Source organism: Streptomyces coelicoflavus (genome assembly GCF_045041415.1).
In the GTDB taxonomy this organism is placed as follows: domain Bacteria; phylum Actinomycetota; class Actinomycetes; order Streptomycetales; family Streptomycetaceae; genus Streptomyces; species Streptomyces coelicoflavus.
Genome location: NZ_CP108218.1, coordinates 828,409 through 844,179, shown reverse-complemented (window position 1 = coordinate 844,179; position 15,771 = coordinate 828,409). Strand labels below are relative to the sequence as shown.

The following is a 15,771-nucleotide window of genomic DNA, read 5'->3' as shown; positions in this document are numbered from 1 at the left end:
CCGAAGGGGGCCCGAGCGTGACGATTCTGGAGGACATCCGGGGACCACGCGACCTGAAGGCGCTGACCGGGGCGGAACTCGGTGAACTGTCCGACGAGATACGTGACTTCCTGGTGCACGCGGTCGCCCGCACCGGCGGTCACCTCGGACCCAACCTCGGCGTGGTGGAACTCACCGTCGCCCTGCACCGGGTCTTCGAGTCACCGGACGACCGAATCCTGTGGGACACCGGCCACCAGAGCTATGTGCACAAACTCCTGACCGGACGTCAGGACTTCTCCAAGCTGCGGAGCAAGGGCGGCCTGTCCGGCTATCCCTCGCGCGAGGAGTCCGAGCACGACGTCATCGAGAACAGCCACGCCTCCACCGTCCTCGGCTGGGCCGACGGCCTCGCCAAGGCCCGCCAGGTGCGGGGGGAGCGCGGCCACGTCGTCGCCGTCATCGGTGACGGCGCGCTCACCGGCGGCATGGCCTGGGAGGCGCTGAACAACATCGCGGCGGCCAGGGACCGGCCGCTGATCATCGTCGTCAACGACAACGAACGCTCGTACGCCCCGACCATCGGCGGCCTCGCCAACCACCTCGCGACCCTGCGCACCACCGACGGCTACGAGCGTGCCCTGGCCTGGGGCAAGGACGTGCTCCAGCGCACGCCCGTGGTGGGGCACACCGTCTACGAGGCCCTGCACGGCGCCAAGAAGGGCTTCAAGGACGCCTTCGCCCCGCAGGGCCTCTTCGAGGACCTCGGGCTGAAGTACCTCGGCCCGATCGACGGGCACGACATCCGCGCAGTCGAGTCGGCGCTGCGCCGCGCCAAACGCTTCCACGGCCCGGTGCTCGTGCACTGCCTCACCGAGAAGGGCCGCGGCTACGAACCCGCCCTGCGCGACGAGGAGGACCACTTCCACACCGTCGGCGTGATGGACCCCCTCACCTGCGAGCCGCTGAGCCCGGCGGGCGGCCCGTCCTGGACCTCGGTGTTCGGTCAGGAGATCGTCCGGATCGGCGAGGAACGCGAGGACGTGGTGGCGGTCACCGCGGCCATGCTCCACCCGGTCGGCCTCGCCCCCTTCGCCGAACGGTTCCCGGACCGCGTCTGGGACGTCGGCATCGCCGAGCAGCACGCCGTCGTGTCCGCCGCGGGCCTCGCCACCGGCGGACTGCACCCGGTCGTCGCCGTCTACGCCACCTTCCTCAACCGCGCCTTCGACCAGCTCCTGATGGACGTGGCCCTGCACCGCTGTGGGGTCACCTTCGTCCTGGACCGGGCCGGCGTCACCGGCGTCGACGGGGCCTCGCACAACGGCATGTGGGACATGTCCGTCCTCCAGGTCGTCCCCGGGCTGCGCATCGCCGCCCCGCGCGACGCCGACCAGCTGCGCGCCCAGCTGCGCGAGGCGGTCGCCGTGGACGACGCGCCGACGCTGCTGCGCTTCCCGAAGGAGTCCGTCGGCCCCGCCGTACCCGCCGTCGACCGGATCGGCGGCCTGGACGTCCTGCACGCCGCGGACCGGCCCGAGGTGCTGCTCGTGGCGGTGGGCGTGATGGCACCCGTCTGCCTCGGGGCAGCCGAACTCCTCGAGGCCCGCGGCATCGGCTGCACCGTCGTCGACCCGCGCTGGGTCAAGCCCGTCGACCCGGCGCTCGCACCCCTCGCGGCGGGGCACCGGCTGGTGGCCGTCGTCGAGGACAACAGCCGCGCCGCCGGGGTCGGCTCCGCGGTGGCCCTGGCGCTCGGCGACGCCGAGGTCGACGTCCCCGTACGCCGCTTCGGCATCCCCGAGCAGTTCCTCGCCCACGCCAAGCGCGCCGAGGTGCTCGCGGACATCGGCCTCACCCCGGTCGACGTCGCCGGGCGGATCGCCGCGAGCCTGGCCCTCGCCGGACAGGTGGAGGAGGGGGCCGGGGGATCCGCAGTGGAACAGTCCGGCGACGGACGGATCGTCATGCCAGCGCAAGGAGAGAACTGAATGACCAAGGAGTTCGACCTCACCGCGCTCTTGGCCGAGCGCGGGGCCGAGCGGTACGAGCTGCACGCCAAGCACCTCAACCACCAGCAGCCGCGCATGCTGCGCACCATCGGCTTCGACAAGGTCTACGAGCGGGCCGAGGGCGCGCACTTCTGGGACGCGGACGGCAACGACTACCTGGACATGCTCGCCGGGTTCGCGGTGATGGGCCTGGGCCGCCACCACCCGGTCGTCCGCAAGGCGCTGCACGACGTCCTCGACGCCTCGCTCGCCGACCTGACCCGCTTCGACTGCCCGCCGCTGCCCGGCCTGCTGGCGGAGAAGCTGCTCTCCTACAGTCCCCACCTGGACCGTGTCTTCTTCGGCAACAGCGGCACCGAGGCCGTCGAGACCGCCCTGAAGTTCGCCCGCTACGCCACCGGAAGACGGCGGATCCTGTACTGCTCACACGCCTTCCACGGGCTGACCACCGGCTCCCTCTCCGTCAACGGCGAGGACTCGTTCCGCAAGGGCTTCGCGCCGCTGCTGCCCGACACCGCCGTCCCGCTCGGCGACCTCGACGCCCTGGCCCGCGAGCTGAACAAGGGCGACGTGGCCGCGCTGATCGTGGAGCCGGTCCAGGGCAAGGGCGTGCACGAGGCCCCGCCCGGCTACCTGCGCGCCGCACAGGAGCTGCTGCACCGGCACAAGGCGCTGCTGATCGCCGACGAGGTGCAGACGGGCCTCGGCCGTACCGGCAAGTTCTACGCCTACCAGCACGACGACGGCGTCGAACCCGACCTGGTCTGCGTCGCCAAGGCGCTGTCCGGCGGGTACGTGCCGGTGGGGGCCACCCTGGGCAAGGACTGGATCTTCCAGAAGGTGTACTCCTCGATGGACCGCGTGCAGGTCCACTCGGCGAGCTTCGGGTCCAACGCGCAGGCCATGGCGGCGGGGCTCGCCGTGCTGTCGGTGATGGAGAACGAGGAGATCGTCGCGAACGCCGCCGCGGTGGGGGAGCGGCTGAAGTCCCGGCTGGCCGAGCTGGTGGACCGCTACGAGCTGCTCGCCGACGTCCGGGGCCGCGGACTGATGATCGGCATCGAGTTCGGCCGGCCCGGTTCCCTGAAGCTGCGCAGCCGCTGGACGATGCTTCAGGCGGCGCGGAAGGGGCTGTTCGCGCAGATGGTGGTCGTGCCGCTGTTGCAGCGCCACCGCATCCTGACCCAGGTGTCCGGCGACCACCTGGAGGTGATCAAGCTGATCCCGCCGCTGATCATCGACACCGACGACGCCGACCGGTTCGTCGACGCCTTCACGGAGGTGATGGAGGACGCGCACCATGGGGGCGGCCTCATGTGGGACTTCGGGAAGACCCTGGTCAAGCAGGCGGTGGCCAACCGCTGAGCGAGCCCGTGGGGGCCTTCGCCGCTGAGGCCCGTGAGCGTGTTTGCCTCTGAGGTCCCGAGGGCGTTTGCCTCTGAGGCAAGGAATTTGCCTGGCGGGCAAGTTTCGGGCTGAATGGAGCCATGAGCTCCTCCGAGACCGGCCCCGCCGAGGGGACGGTCGCCGCCGTCGCGCCCCAGCTGCGCGAGCTGCGGCGGCGGGCCGCCCTCACCCTCGAGGCCGCGTCCCGCGCCGCGGGGCTGTCGCCCGCCCACCTCTCCCGTCTGGAGACCGGGCAGCGCCAGCCCTCACTGCCGATGCTGCTCGCGCTCGCCCGTGTCTACGGTACGACCGTCGCCGAGCTGCTGGGCGAGACGGCCGCCGACCGGGACGCCGTCGTGCGCGGCGCCGACATGGAACCCACCGCCGCGGGCGGCTGGACGTACTGGCAGGCGGGCGCGCCGGGCCGCGGCATGCAGGCCCTGCGCGTCCAGGTGCCGTACGGCTCCCAGGGCGACGTGGTGCGGGTGCACCCCGGCGAGGAGTGGCTGCACGTCCTCAGGGGCCGGTTGCGACTGCGTCTCGGGGACACCGAGCACCGGCTCACCGCGGGGGACAGTGCCCACTTCGACTCGATGACCCCGCACCGGATCGCGGCCCAGGACCCCGACGGGGTCGAGCTGCTCTTCGTCCACACCCTGCTGCAGAGCCCGACGGCCGCGCTGTGCCTCGGCCCGACCCCTGGAGAGACGCCATGAGTGCCATCGAGGACAAGTTCCCGCGCGCCCTGTGGGTGCGGCTGGTCATCTACATCGCCCTGGGGCACGTCTTCGGCGGCTTCCTCTACCTGCTGTTCGAGGTGGGCGCCAAGTAGCGCCGTCCGGCCGTCCGCGAGCGGGTGGCTCAGTCCAGCATCCGCTCGCGCAGCCGCTCCCGGGTCTGCGGAGTGAGCCGGAGACCCTTCTCCAGGTAGGCGTCGACGCCGCCCCACGTCTCCTCGACGGTCTCGAAGGCCGCCGCCAGGTACTCGGCGCGCGCGTCGAACAGGGGGCTGAGCAGCTCCATGACCTCGGGTGAGTACGCCGAGGCCGCGGAGCCGCTGCGGTGCACCTTGTAGCGGCGGTGCGCGGCGTTCGACTTCAGGTAGTCCTCGACGAGGGCCTCGCGCTCGACGCCCAGGGCGAGCAGGGTGACGGCGATCGACAGGCCCGCGCGGTCCTTCCCGGCCGCGCAGTGCATCAGCGCGGGGACGCTGTCCTCGGCGAGCGCGTGCAGGATCCGGGAGTGCTCCGCCGTGCGCTCCGTCATGATGAGGCGGTAGGAGTTGATCATCCGGTCGGCGCCCTTGCCGTCCGCCAGGATGCCCCGCAGCTGGTCGAGGTCTCCGTCACGGACCATCTTCCAGAACTCGGCGCCGTCGGCCGGGTCGCTCAGCGGCAGGTTCACATTGCGCACGCCCGGCAGCTCGACGTCCGGGCCGTCGAGCTTCTGGTCGGCCGCGTTGCGGAAGTCGAAGATCGTGTGCAGGCCCAGCGAGGTCAGGAACGCGGCGTCCTCGCCGGTGGCGTGCGCGAGGTGGCCGCTGCGGAACAGCACCCCCTGCCGCACCCGCCGGCCGTCCACGGTCGGCAGTCCGCCCACGTCCCGGAAGTTGCGCACACCGGTCAGCTCGGGTTCGGTCGACGGGACCTGCTGCGTCACGGGGGCTCCTCCCACTCCGCCCCGCCGTCGCTGCTCGCCGGCGGGCACCACTCGACGATACGGCATGACCGGCCGGCGAAAGCCGCTTCAAGAGGGCCATTGTGGGCCGGTAAAGGCATTCTGTCCGAATTGGCGCTTTGGTAATAACTGGCCCTGAAATGGCGGAGGGTGGATAAGGGGCGCGTGAGCAGCGTCATATCCGTGACCGAGCGTTGTCCGTCATGTTCACGTAATGCGGCTGGTTCTCAAGGGTATTCAGGGAAAGCAGTGGGTCGGAAATCGACGCAGGGTCACCGGTTTTTTCATAAAGGATCAATCGAAACGCCTGTCGCCGGAACCTCGCGCTTGTCCCTGTGCGTCCTGGTCCCTTACGTTCACCACCGATCCGGACGGACGCCTAATCCTGCCGCCGACCGGAGCCCGCACTCATCCACCACCCGTACACGGCAGGAGCGGGGGACCCACAGGTAAAACTGCCTGTTCCGGTTCCCGGAACGGCTTGGGGTAAAGCCGCGTTTCGGCGCGGCCGGGCATCTCCAGCCCGCACCCGACAGCTCACCTCGCAGGCGCCGGAGAGGAATTCGCCATGCCCGCGAAGGGTAAGCACCGCCGTACCAGGGCCATGCGCCTGACCCGCACCATCGCCGTCGCCGGAACCGGTGGCGCCGCGCTCGCGCTCCCGCTGCTGGGTGCCGCCTCCGCCAACGCCGCCCCCGCGCACTCCGTTTCCGAGCAGGCCGTGCAGTCCATTCCGACGTCGGCCAAGAAGTCCGCCGCGAGCAGCTCCGACAAGAACGCGGACTCCCGGACGTACACCGTGAAGAGCGGTGACTACCTTTCGAAGATCGCCGACGAGCAGCACGTCGACGGCGGCTGGAAGAAGCTCTACGCGGACAACCGCGAGGCCGTCGGTTCCGACCCGTCGCTGATCCACCCCGGTCTCGAGCTCGCGATCGGCGGCCAGGCCGCCAAGTCGTCGGCGCCGTCCGCCGCGCAGTCGCAGAAGCCGGCCGAGAAGCCCGCCGCCGACAAGTCGACGGACGCCGAGAAGGCCTCCTCGGACGACTCCGGCTCCTCGGAGTCCTCGGAGGCCACGGACACCGGCGCCCAGTCCGCGGGCACCACCAGCGGTTACACCTCCCCCGTCGCGGGCGGCACCGTCGGTACCCCGTACCACCAGTCGGGCAGCATGTGGTCCAGCGGCTACCACACCGGCACCGACTTCGTCGTCCCGACCGGCACCTCGCTGAAGGCCGTCGGCGCGGGCACCGTCGTCTCGGCGGGCTGGGGCGGCGCGTACGGCAACCAGGTCGTCATCCAGCTCGCCGACGGCCACTACGCCCAGTACGCCCACCTCTCCTCGCTCTCCGTCTCCGCCGGTCAGTCGGTGACGGCGGGTCAGCAGGTCGGCCTCTCGGGTGCCACCGGCAACGTGACCGGCCCGCACCTGCACTTCGAGATCCGCACCACGCCGGACTACGGCTCGGACATCGACCCGATCGCGTTCCTGCGCTCGCACGGCGTCTCCGTCTGACGTCCGGCTCCGCGCAGCCACCGTGCCCCGAAGGCCGGACCCCGATCCCCGGGTCCGGCCTTCGGCGTACCCGGGCCTCGGTGTACCCGGTCTTCGGTGTACGACGCCTTCGGAGTACCGCGCCGTATTCCGGAATTGACGAACACTTTAGGCGTGGCCTTTCTCACCGACCGTCAACCCCTTCCTACGGTCGCGTAGGTCACATTCCAAGGTGAATCATGGGCCGACGTGGCAGACGATTCGAAGAGTGACAGCAGAGCAGTGATCGGGTCGTACGTGGCGGTGGGGGACAGCTTCACCGAGGGCGTCGGCGACCGCGGCCCGGACGGGGATTTCGTCGGCTGGGCCGACCGACTGGCCGTACTGCTCGCGGACCGGCGCCCCGAGGGCGACTTCACGTACACGAACCTCGCCGTGCGCGGCAGGCTCCTCGACCAGATCGTGGCGGAACAGGTCCCGCGGGCCGTCGCCCTCGCACCGGACCTGGTCTCGTTCGCGGCGGGCGGCAACGACATCATCCGGCCCGGCACCGACCCCGACGAGGTCGCCGAGCGGTTCGAGCTGGCGGTGGCCGCGCTGACCGCCGCGGCCGGCACCGTCCTGGTGACCACCGGCTTCGACACCCGTGGGGTGCCCGTCCTCAAGCATCTGCGCGGCAAGATCGCCACGTACAACGGGCACGTCCGGGCCGTCGCCGACCGGTACGGCTGCCCGGTGCTCGATCTGTGGTCGCTGCGGAGCGTCCAGGACCGCAGGGCGTGGGACGCCGACCGGCTGCACCTGTCGCCGGAGGGCCACACGCGTGTGGCCCTCCGCGCCGGACAGGCCCTGCGCCTGCCGGTCCCGGCAGACCCGGACCAGCCCTGGCCGCCCCTTCCGGCCCGCGGCACGCTGGACGTGCGGCGCGACGACGTGCACTGGGCGCGCGAGTACCTGGTCCCGTGGATCGGACGCCGACTGCGCGGCGAGTCGTCGGGCGACCACGTCACGGCCAAGGGAACGCTGTCGCCGGACGACATCAAGACGCGGATCGCCGCGGTGGCCTGAGGGCCGGAGGAGGGGAGCGGGCGGCCGGTGCCCGCGCGGCGTCCCCTAGGGCGTGTATCAGAAGTGGATCTTGTGCCACCGCGTAGTCGGTGCCCCCTCCTCGTCATATGACGCTGCTCAGGCATCGGCCTCGGTCTCTCGACGGTCCCGGTCGCGGCCGCGACGGCCGTGCGGTCGGAGGCAAGGACCGGTTATGTACTGCCGTTATCCAGCGGACGCGGCGGACGTCGGCGCTTCAGTTCTCAGTTCTCCTGAGGCGAGTCCGCTTCGTCGTGTTCGGAGAAGACCTCGCGTGCGACGGCGTAGCTTTCGAACGCGCGAGCCACACCCGCGTAGACGGCCATCTGGATGAAGGCTTCGACGATCTCCTCTTTGGTCACGCCGTTGTGCAGAGCGATACGCAACTGACCCCGGAGCGGCTCGAGGATGCCCAGGCTCGCTGTGATGGTGACCGAGATGAGGGCGCGGGTGCGGAGGTCGAGGTGCTCGCTGCGAGTCCATGCGTCATTGAAGGCGTGTTCGGTCGCGATCCGTGTGAAGTCGTAGGCGTTGGCGGGTTCCGCCGGCCTTGGATCGACATACGGCGCCAGGCTGAAACCAAGGATCTTCTCGGCGTTGTTCAGAGCGCGCGTGTAGTCAGCGTTGTGTTCCGTCATGCCGCCATTCTGCGCGCGGCAGACCCAAGGCTGTTGGACCGTCACGACGCTCGAATGTCCAGCCTGCGCTAAGCATGTATCGAATGTGCTGGTCACAGCCACTCATTGATGGCCGCGACGAGGACGATCGCCTCGTAGCGGACGGCGAGTTTCTCGTACCTGGTGGCGACCGCGCGGTGACGCTTGAGGCGATTGATCCCGCACTCGACCGCATGCCGCTCCCGATAGTCGATCTTGTCGGACTTCGGAGGCCGGCCACCGTGGGAGCCGCGCTTCTTGCGGTTGCGGAGCTGGTCGGCCCTGTCCGGGATCGTGCAGCGGATCCCGCGTCGCCGCAGGTAGGCGAGGTTCTTGCGAGAGGCATACGCCTTGTCCGCCCGCACGCGATCGGGCCGGGTGCGGGGCCGGCCCGGCCCAATGCGGGGCACGCAGATGGCCTTCAGGACGGGCTCGAACCGCGGGGAGTCTCCGCGCTGCCCGGCCGTGATCACGATCGACATGGGCTTCTGGCCCTGCTCGACAGCCAAGTGCAGCTTGGTGGTCAGGCCGCCGCGCGAGCGTCCGAGTCCGTGGTCGTCCGGCTCGACGGCGATGCCGCCGGGCGGCTCCTTCTGCAGGTCCCCCTTTTCCTTGCCCCGGCTGCGTGCTGGTGGGCCCGGCAGACGGTGGAGTCGACGTTGATGTCCCAGGTGATCAGGTTCTTCGCGTCGGCCTGGGCCAGCAGTTCGGTGAAGACGCGCTTCCAGGTGCCGTCCCTCTGCCAGCGGCGGAACAGGTCGTACACCCGGCCCCAAGGACCGTATCGCTCCGGGACATCCCGCCACGGCGTCCCGGTCCGGGTTCGCCACCGTATGCCGTCGATCAGTTGCCGCCGAGTCCATATCGGCGGCCGACCCGGCTTCGTGCCCTTGGGCAGCAGCGGCTCCAGCCGGGCCCACTGTGCTTCCGTCAGATCAGATCTCCACGTGCCACGAAGCAAGATCATTTCACGTCCAAGATCCACTTTCGACACACGCCCTAGCGTCGCGTGGCCGTCAAGGCCGCTCGCTCCAGGCCCAGTTCCCGGGCCAGCGCCTCGTCCACCCACTGCTGCGCCCGGGCCCGCGACACCGTGCCCGCGTACGACGTGAGCTGCACCGCCAGGCCGTCCAGGAGCGCCGTCAGGCGCAGCGCGGCGGCGTCCGGCTCGGGGCAGCAGAACTCACCGGCGGCCGCACCCTCTTCGATGACCTCGGCGATCGCCGTCTTCCACTGGCGGTCCAGCTCGCGCGTGACCTCCCGCAGCGCGGGTTCCCGCGGGGCCGCCGCCCAGCCCTCGATCCACAGCCGCCAGCCCTTGGCCTGACCGGTCGGCGCGTACCAGCGCACGGCCGCCCGCAGCCGGCGCAGCGCCGACGTACGACGGGCGAGCAGCCCGCGCAGATGGGCGAGATCGGCCTCGGCGGCGTGGGTGAACGCGGCGGCGACGAGCCGCTCCTTCGTGGAGAAGTGGTAGAGCACCAGGGCGTTGCTGACACCGAGCGCGGCGGCCACGTCGGCGATCCGCACCGCCGCCACGCCCCGCGCCGATATCTGCTCCACCGCCGCGCGCAACAGCTCCTCGCGCCGCTCGGCCACGCTCAACCGGACTCTCCCCACACACGTCACCCTATACAGGCCCCCGGACGCGCTGTGAGGCGCTCCCGGTCCGGCGCGGACCCGGGAACACGGATGTGACGTCCGTCGTTCGAGGTGACGTAGCACGTGACGACGACAATGAGAGCCTGATCCACTCCACCTGGAGGTACCGTGGCCGCTTTCCGTTTCCCGAGTCCCGGGTTCAGCGTGCCGCGGCCCGCGGCCTTCGGCGCGGACCCGGGCGGCGAGCGCATGGCGCGCATCCGCAGATCGCCCCACTTCCGCGACGGGGTCTTCCAGAACCCCGGTGGCACCGCCCGGACCCGTCCCTCGGGCTCGGCCACCGAATTCGCCAAGATCTACTTCAACAAGGAGGCGCGGGCCCGGCGGGCCCCCGAGGGCACGGTGCCGGTGCACGCCACCACCCTCGCCGACCTCGCCCGGCCGCCCGCCACCGGGCTCCGGCTGACCTGGATGGGCCACTCCAGCGTGCTCGCCGAGATCGACGGGCAGCGCGTGCTCTTCGACCCCGTGTGGGGCGAGCGCTGTTCCCCGTTCCCCTTCGCCGGCCCCAAGCGCCTGCACCCGGCCCCCCTGCCGCTGGCCGCCCTCGGCCGCGTCGACGTCGTCGTCATCTCCCACGACCACTACGACCACCTGGACATGCCGACCATCAAGGCGCTGGCCGGCACGGACACCGTGTTCGCCGTGCCGCTGGGCGTCGGCGCCCACCTCGAGCACTGGGGCGTCCCCGCCGGCCGGCTGCGCGAGCTGGACTGGCACGAGTCGACCCGCGTCGGCGACCTCACCCTCACCGCCACCCCGGCCCGGCACTTCTGCGGGCGGGGGCTGCGCAACACCCAGCACACCCTCTGGGCGTCCTGGGTCGTCGCCGGGGAGGAACACCGCGTCTACCACAGCGGGGACACCGGCTACTTCGACGGCTTCCGGGAGATCGGCGCCGCGCACGGCCCGTTCGACGCCACGATGATCCAGCTCGGGGCGTACGCCGAGTTCTGGCCGGACATCCACATGACCCCCGAGGAGGGCGTCCGTGCCCACCTCGACCTCCAGGGCGGTGCGCCGCACGGCGCCCTGCTGCCCATCCACTGGGGGACCTTCAACCTGGCGCCGCACGCATGGGCGGAGCCGGGGGAGTGGACCGAGGACGCGGCCGGGGAGGCCGGGCAGGCGGTGGCGTTCCCGCGGCCGGGCGAGCCGTTCGAGCCGGCCGGGAAGCTGCCGGTGGAGCCGTGGTGGCGGGCGGTGTCGGCACCGATCGCGCACCCGTGGCGGCGTCCCCGGGTCGTCGAGGGCGTGGCCGGGACGAGCAAGGGGGACCTCGATCTCGCGGGTGGCTGATCCCAGGTCACGTCGGTGTCGGGGACGGGGGGAGGCCGGGGAGGAGGTCAGGGGCTGTCGGGCAGCAGCGCGGGGTCGGTGGTCACGGCGCGCAGGCGGGACAGGATGGCCCTGCCCGCCTTGTCGTAGCTGGTGAACTCGTTGTGCAGCACCGACTCGGCGTTCGCCATCTCCAGGAGGGCGACGAGTTCGAACGCGAGTTGGGAGACGTCCGTCCCCTCCGTGATCTCACCGGCCTGCCGGGCCTCGAGAGCCGTCTGCTCCACGTACGCGAGCCAGTTGGTCCGGGCGCTCGCCAGCATGTCGTGGACCTTGCCCTCGCGGGCGTCGTACTCGGCGGTGGCCGAGTAGAAGAAGCAGCCGCCGGGGAAGACGCGGTCGCGCGAGTAGGCGAGCCAGCCGGTGCACAGGCGCCACAGGCGGCCGGCGCCGGGCGGCAGGTCGCGGGCCGGCTGGACCACGGCGCCCAGGTAGACGTCGATCGCCGCCCGGACGGTGGCGAGTTGGAGGTCCTCCTTCGAGCCGAACAGGGCGAAGACACCGCTCTTGCTCAGCTTGAGTTCGCTCGCCAGTCGCCCCAGGGACAGCCCCTCCAGGCCCTCGACCGAAGCGGTCTCCACGGCGCGCCCGAGGACCAGCCGGCGGGTCTGGTTGCCCCGCGCGATTCGGCCGTCAATGCGTTCAGTCGTGCCCATGCCTTACCTGCTCTCCCGGGCTTGACCCCTCGGCGGCGAAGAGGTTACTCGAGTGTAGCGAATGGGCGGACGTCCGTGCGGTTAGTGCCGTGGCGGGTGGGACGGGCCGGGCCCGTGCTCGACGAAGTCCACCGAGGCCCGGACGACTTCGGGGTCGCCGAGGATGCGCCGGTGTCCGAGCCCACCGGTGACCACCAGGCGGGCCCGCTCGCCGAAGGCGCCGGCCAGCCGCCGTCCCTGCCCGACCCCGATCCGGGTGTCGTCCGCGTCGTGGATCACCAGGAGCGGCGCGTCCACCTCCTCGGCGGTGTGCGCCGCGGAGAAGGGTGACCGGTCCGCCGGGAGGCCGGGGAAGAGGTCGCGCGCGATCCGCCGGTGCAGCTCCGCCTTGAGCCGGGGGCGCAGCCCGAGCGCGGTGGCGAACTCGTCGACCAGGTGGTCGAAGTCGCAGACTCCGCTGATGGTGACGATCCGCTCCGCCTTCACCCCGTGCCGCAGCGCGAAGAACGCCGCCAGTGCGCCCAGGGAGTGGGCCACCAGGCCGTCGAACGCGCCGTACCGCTCGTTGAGCGTGGTCAGGACGGTGCGGTAGTCGAGGATGGTCGCGCTGCGGCCGGAGGCGGCACCGTGCCCGGGCGCGTCGAAGGCGACGACGCGGTATCCCCGGTCCAGGAACGCCGTGACCAGGTCGGACAGTCGCGAGCCCCGCGACTGCCACCCGTGCACGAGCAGGGCGGTGCGCGTGCCGTCGCCCCACTCGTAGGTGACGGCGTGCTTGCCCTCGAAGTCCACCCGGCCGACGCGCGCCCGTTCGATCAGCTCCCGTTCGGCCGGCCGGGCCGCGCTGCGTGCGAGGGGCATGTGGAACAGGGCGAACGTGGCCGCGCCCGCCGGCCGCGCGGCAACGCGGGAGAGGGCGTTCAGGGCGACACCCGGCACTGTCTCGCTGAGCTTCATGTCCGCTGCTCCTCCATCGACGCAAGGGAGGCGTCACATTAGCACGAACGGTCGTGCGTATTTTTATGGGACGCCGGCCGCGCGGGCCCGCCAGCGCCCTCGGCGCTCCTGCTTGCCGGTCACTGACGGTGACTGCTTTTGATCGAGTCGGACCGGTTCTTTGCCATGACCGAACGGTTGCGTATCCGGCTTATCGGTCTGTCGTACGAGGCCTCATACCAGAGCGGGACGTTGTCCGGGGGACTTTGGCAACTGCCCACCGCACATGAGGGCCAGGCGACTACTGTCAGTGTCCGTCGGGCGACGTAGGGCCGACCAACCAGTACACGGACCAGTACGAGGAAACCGATGTCTCACCTCCGCGCACCGGCCGCGCGCGCAGACCGCCGCGAGGGCGGGCGGCACGGCCGGCCGGCCCCGCGTACCACCGCCGCGCTGCCCGAGACCCACATACGGCCCCAACTCCTGCGGCTCGCCGTACTGCCGCCGGTCGCGGTCGCCCTCAGCGGCTGCGCGGTCGTCCTGTTCACCGTCCGGTCCACCGGCGCCCGGCCCGGTCCGGTCCTGTGGGGCGTGCTCGCCGGGGCGGTCTCGGTGACCGTCGCGGCCGTCGTCATCGCCGCCGTCGCCGCCGGCCGCGCGGCGCGGTCGGTGCACGACCGCGTCGGTGCCCTGCGCCGCGGCACCGCGCGCCACGAGGGTGATCTGCGCGCCGTCGTCGAGGCGTTGCGCCGGGGCGAGACACCGTCCCCGCGCACACCGCGCGGCGGGCCGCCGGACGACGCCGACGACTTCGAGCTGCTCGCCGCCGACCTCTCCCGCGCCCACGACGGGGCCGTGACCGCCGTCGTCCGGGCCGCTCAGCTCTCCAGCCAGGCGGGCAGCGAACAGAAGCTGGAGGTCTTCGTCAACCTCGCCCGGCGCCTCCAGTCCCTGGTGCACCGGGAGATCTCCATCCTGGACGAGCTGGAGAACGAGATCGAGGACCCCGACCTCCTCAAGGGCCTCTTCCACGTCGACCACCTCGCCACCCGCATCCGCCGCCACGCCGAGAACCTCGCCGTGCTCGGCGGCGCCGTCTCGCGCCGCCAGTGGAGCAACCCGGTGGACATGACCGAGGTGCTGCGCTCGGCCATCGCCGAGGTCGAGCAGTACTCCCGGGTCCGGCTGGTCCCGCCGATCGACGGCACCCTGCGCGGCCACGCCGTCGCCGACGTCATCCACCTGCTGGCCGAACTGGTCGAGAACGCCACCCTGTTCTCCGCCCCGCAGACCCAGGTGCTGATGCGCGCCAACCTCGTCACCTCGGGCCTCGCCGTCGAGGTCGAGGACCGCGGACTCGGCATGCCCGTCGGCGAGCAGGACCGGATGAACGCCCTGCTCGCCGACCCCGACCAGGTCAACGTCGCCCGCCTGCTCGCGGACGGGCGCATCGGCCTCTTCGTCGTCTCCCAGCTCGCCAAGCGGCACGGGATCACCGTCCGGCTCCAGTCCAACATCTACGGCGGAGTCCAGGCCGTACTCGTGGTGCCGCAGGCGCTGTTGGGCACCGAGCCGGGCGCGCTCCCCGGGGACGCCCTCCGCCCCGCCCAGGCCACCGGCGCCGGGACGGTGCCCGTGGCGCCGGCCCGGCAGCAGTTGCGGGCCGTGTCTCCCGCGGCGCCGCAGACGCCGGACACGTCCGCCACCCCCGCGCACGTACCCGTCCTGGGCACCACGGCCTTCGACGCCACGGCTTTCGACACCTCGGCCTTCGACACCTCGGCCTTGGACGCCTCGGCCTTGGACGCCACGGCCTTGGACCCGCAGACCTTCGATGCACCGGCCTTCGATGCACCGGCCTTCGACGCCCCCGCGCTCGACGCCCCCGCCTTCGACGTACGCGCTCCGGCCGCACCGGCGCCGGTGCCCCCCGCTCCCGCCGTGCCGCTGCCCTCGCCCGCTCCCGTCCCCGCCCCCGAGGAGCCCGGTCCGGTCGCGTCCCGCAGGGCCACCGGCGAACCCGCGCCCCTGCCCGTGCGCGGCACGCACCGGAACAGGCCCACCCCGGCCGACGCGGTACCCGGTGTGCGGCCCGAGGACCGGGGAGTCCTCGCCGAACACGAGGCCGCCCCGCCCGTCCCGAGGCACAGCGCGGTGCGCGGCACCATGGGGAAGCCCCAACTGCCGCGCCGCCGTGCCCAGGAGCACATCGCACCCCAGTTGCGCGGCGGCCCCGCTCCCCGCCAGGAACCCGAGCAGTACGCCGGGCACGACCCGGGCCTGATGGCGGCCTTCCAGCGGGGCATCGGCCTCGCCGAGGGCCGGCCGCCCATCGAACCGGCGCCCCTGACAGCGACCCACGGCGACCCGGGTGCGCCGTCCGAATGACCACCCCCACCCACACGACCAGCGCTCCCGCAGACCTTCGTACCCCAAGGAGTCGATCCACCATGGCGAGCGATGCGCCGACCGGCCACGTGTCCGACCTCGACTGGCTGATGAGCGGCCTCGTCCAGCGCGTGCCGCACACCAGCAGCGCGGTACTGCTGTCCGCCGACGGACTGGTGAAGTCCGTCCACGGCCTCGATGCCGACAGCGCCGACCACATGGCGGCCCTGGCCTCCGGCCTGTACTCCCTCGGCCGCAGCGCCGGTGTCCGCTTCGGCGACGGAGGTGACGTGCGGCAGGTCGTCGTCGAACTCGACTCGACCCTGCTCTTCGTCACCACCGCCGGCTCCGGGACCTGCCTCGCCGTGCTGGCCGGCCGCGAGGCCGACGCGGCCGTGCTCGGCTACGAGATGGCGATGCTGGTCAAGAGCGTCCGCCCCTACCTGGTCACCGCGCCCCGGCAGCACACCGTCGAACCCCCGGCGATGAGGCCTTGA

General features: G+C 71.7%; 15 protein-coding genes and 1 riboswitch. Of the genes, 9 read left to right on the top strand and 6 right to left on the bottom strand.

The annotated features are described in order from the left end of the window. Nucleotides 1-17 precede the first annotated feature (17 nt). The 4 genes from dxs to OHA99_RS03880 all read left to right on the top strand — a co-directional run bounded on the left by dxs (nt 18) and on the right by OHA99_RS03880 (nt 4,209). Nucleotides 18-1,970: a 1-deoxy-D-xylulose-5-phosphate synthase gene (dxs, locus tag OHA99_RS03895; RefSeq protein WP_405694063.1), complete on the top strand. Its 1,953-nt coding sequence runs from the start codon at nt 18-20 to the stop codon at nt 1,968-1,970. Next, the gene (locus OHA99_RS03890) at nt 1,971-3,356 is read left to right on the top strand and encodes an aspartate aminotransferase family protein (RefSeq protein WP_153176838.1); all 1,386 of its coding nucleotides are present in this window, start codon (nt 1,971-1,973) and stop codon (nt 3,354-3,356) included. 122 nt (nt 3,357-3,478) lie between these two features. After that, a complete protein-coding gene (locus OHA99_RS03885) occupies nt 3,479-4,093 on the top strand; it encodes a helix-turn-helix domain-containing protein (RefSeq protein ID WP_153176837.1) in 615 nt (204 codons plus the stop codon). Continuing rightward, nucleotides 4,090-4,209, top strand: a complete 120-nt coding sequence (locus OHA99_RS03880; protein WP_007389118.1) for a DUF6126 family protein — start codon at nt 4,090-4,092, stop codon at nt 4,207-4,209. Before OHA99_RS03885 ends, OHA99_RS03880 begins: the two co-directional genes overlap by 4 nt. A gap of 29 nt (nt 4,210-4,238) precedes the next feature. Here OHA99_RS03880 and OHA99_RS03875 read toward each other — a convergent pair whose 3' ends face one another. Beyond that, complete coding sequence (locus tag OHA99_RS03875; RefSeq protein WP_153176836.1) at nt 4,239-5,036, bottom strand: tyrosine-protein phosphatase; 798 nt, start codon at nt 5,034-5,036, stop codon at nt 4,239-4,241. 424 nt (nt 5,037-5,460) lie between these two features. Beyond that, nucleotides 5,461-5,618: riboswitch (cyclic di-AMP (ydaO/yuaA leader) on the top strand. A gap of 4 nt (nt 5,619-5,622) precedes the next feature. Here OHA99_RS03875 and OHA99_RS03870 point away from each other — a divergent pair. Both OHA99_RS03870 and OHA99_RS03865 read left to right on the top strand, forming a co-directional pair. Then, the gene (locus OHA99_RS03870; protein WP_153176835.1) at nt 5,623-6,570 is read left to right on the top strand and encodes a LysM peptidoglycan-binding domain-containing M23 family metallopeptidase; all 948 of its coding nucleotides are present in this window, start codon (nt 5,623-5,625) and stop codon (nt 6,568-6,570) included. 261 nt (nt 6,571-6,831) lie between these two features. Further along, nucleotides 6,832-7,617: an SGNH/GDSL hydrolase family protein gene (locus OHA99_RS03865; RefSeq protein WP_153181660.1), complete on the top strand. Its 786-nt coding sequence runs from the start codon at nt 6,832-6,834 to the stop codon at nt 7,615-7,617. A 242-nt stretch (nt 7,618-7,859) separates the two neighbouring features. On the opposite strand, the gene OHA99_RS03860 is transcribed toward OHA99_RS03865, so the two are convergent. The 3 genes from OHA99_RS03860 to OHA99_RS03850 all read right to left on the bottom strand — a co-directional run bounded on the left by OHA99_RS03860 (nt 7,860) and on the right by OHA99_RS03850 (nt 9,911). After that, the gene (locus OHA99_RS03860; protein ID WP_405694057.1) at nt 7,860-8,273 is read right to left on the bottom strand and encodes a carboxymuconolactone decarboxylase family protein; all 414 of its coding nucleotides are present in this window, start codon (nt 8,271-8,273) and stop codon (nt 7,860-7,862) included. A gap of 92 nt (nt 8,274-8,365) precedes the next feature. Continuing rightward, nucleotides 8,366-9,258, bottom strand: a protein-coding gene (locus tag OHA99_RS03855; protein ID WP_405694054.1) for an IS5 family transposase whose coding sequence is annotated in 2 segments (ribosomal slippage) — nt 8,366-8,883 and nt 8,883-9,258 — 894 coding nt in all. Because the reading frame shifts where the segments join, the coding sequence is not laid out codon by codon here. Between the two features lie 32 nt (nt 9,259-9,290). Then, nucleotides 9,291-9,911 carry a TetR family transcriptional regulator C-terminal domain-containing protein gene (locus OHA99_RS03850; RefSeq protein WP_405694052.1) on the bottom strand — a complete coding sequence of 207 codons (621 nt, stop codon included), beginning with the start codon at nt 9,909-9,911 and terminating at the stop codon, nt 9,291-9,293. A 150-nt stretch (nt 9,912-10,061) separates the two neighbouring features. Here OHA99_RS03850 and OHA99_RS03845 point away from each other — a divergent pair, with 150 nt between their 5' ends. Continuing rightward, nucleotides 10,062-11,252 carry an MBL fold metallo-hydrolase gene (locus tag OHA99_RS03845; RefSeq protein WP_164381534.1) on the top strand — a complete coding sequence of 397 codons (1,191 nt, stop codon included), beginning with the start codon at nt 10,062-10,064 and terminating at the stop codon, nt 11,250-11,252. A gap of 47 nt (nt 11,253-11,299) precedes the next feature. Here the strand turns inward: OHA99_RS03845 and OHA99_RS03840 are convergent, their stop codons facing one another. Beyond that, entirely contained in the window at nt 11,300-11,947 is a 648-nt protein-coding gene (locus OHA99_RS03840) for a TetR/AcrR family transcriptional regulator (RefSeq protein ID WP_405694049.1), read from the bottom strand. A gap of 81 nt (nt 11,948-12,028) precedes the next feature. Then, entirely contained in the window at nt 12,029-12,904 is an 876-nt protein-coding gene (locus tag OHA99_RS03835; protein ID WP_405694046.1) for an alpha/beta hydrolase, read from the bottom strand. Nucleotides 12,905-13,252: 348 nt separating this feature from the next. Here OHA99_RS03835 and OHA99_RS03830 point away from each other — a divergent pair, with 348 nt between their 5' ends. Both OHA99_RS03830 and OHA99_RS03825 read left to right on the top strand, forming a co-directional pair. Further along, on the top strand, nt 13,253-15,274 hold the full coding sequence (locus tag OHA99_RS03830) for an ATP-binding protein (protein WP_405694043.1): 2,022 nt from the start codon (nt 13,253-13,255) through the stop codon (nt 15,272-15,274). Between the two features lie 62 nt (nt 15,275-15,336). Then, nucleotides 15,337-15,771: a roadblock/LC7 domain-containing protein gene (locus OHA99_RS03825; protein WP_153176829.1), complete on the top strand. Its 435-nt coding sequence runs from the start codon at nt 15,337-15,339 to the stop codon at nt 15,769-15,771.

Excerpts from the sequence above, each read along its gene's own strand:
- OHA99_RS03890 (WP_153176838.1), top strand. The coding sequence starts at position 1,971 with ATGACCAAGGAGTTCGACCTCACCGCGCTCTTGGCCGAGCGCGGGGCC.
- OHA99_RS03885 (WP_153176837.1), top strand. The coding sequence starts at position 3,479 with ATGAGCTCCTCCGAGACCGGCCCCGCCGAGGGGACGGTCGCCGCCGTC.
- OHA99_RS03880 (WP_007389118.1), top strand. The coding sequence starts at position 4,090 with ATGAGTGCCATCGAGGACAAGTTCCCGCGCGCCCTGTGGGTGCGGCTG.
- OHA99_RS03870 (WP_153176835.1), top strand. The coding sequence starts at position 5,623 with ATGCCCGCGAAGGGTAAGCACCGCCGTACCAGGGCCATGCGCCTGACC.
- OHA99_RS03860 (WP_405694057.1), bottom strand. The coding sequence starts at position 8,273 with ATGACGGAACACAACGCTGACTACACGCGCGCTCTGAACAACGCCGAG.
- OHA99_RS03840 (WP_405694049.1), bottom strand. The coding sequence starts at position 11,947 with ATGGGCACGACTGAACGCATTGACGGCCGAATCGCGCGGGGCAACCAG.
- OHA99_RS03835 (WP_405694046.1), bottom strand. The coding sequence starts at position 12,904 with ATGAAGCTCAGCGAGACAGTGCCGGGTGTCGCCCTGAACGCCCTCTCC.
- OHA99_RS03830 (WP_405694043.1), top strand. The coding sequence starts at position 13,253 with ATGTCTCACCTCCGCGCACCGGCCGCGCGCGCAGACCGCCGCGAGGGC.
- OHA99_RS03825 (WP_153176829.1), top strand. The coding sequence starts at position 15,337 with ATGGCGAGCGATGCGCCGACCGGCCACGTGTCCGACCTCGACTGGCTG.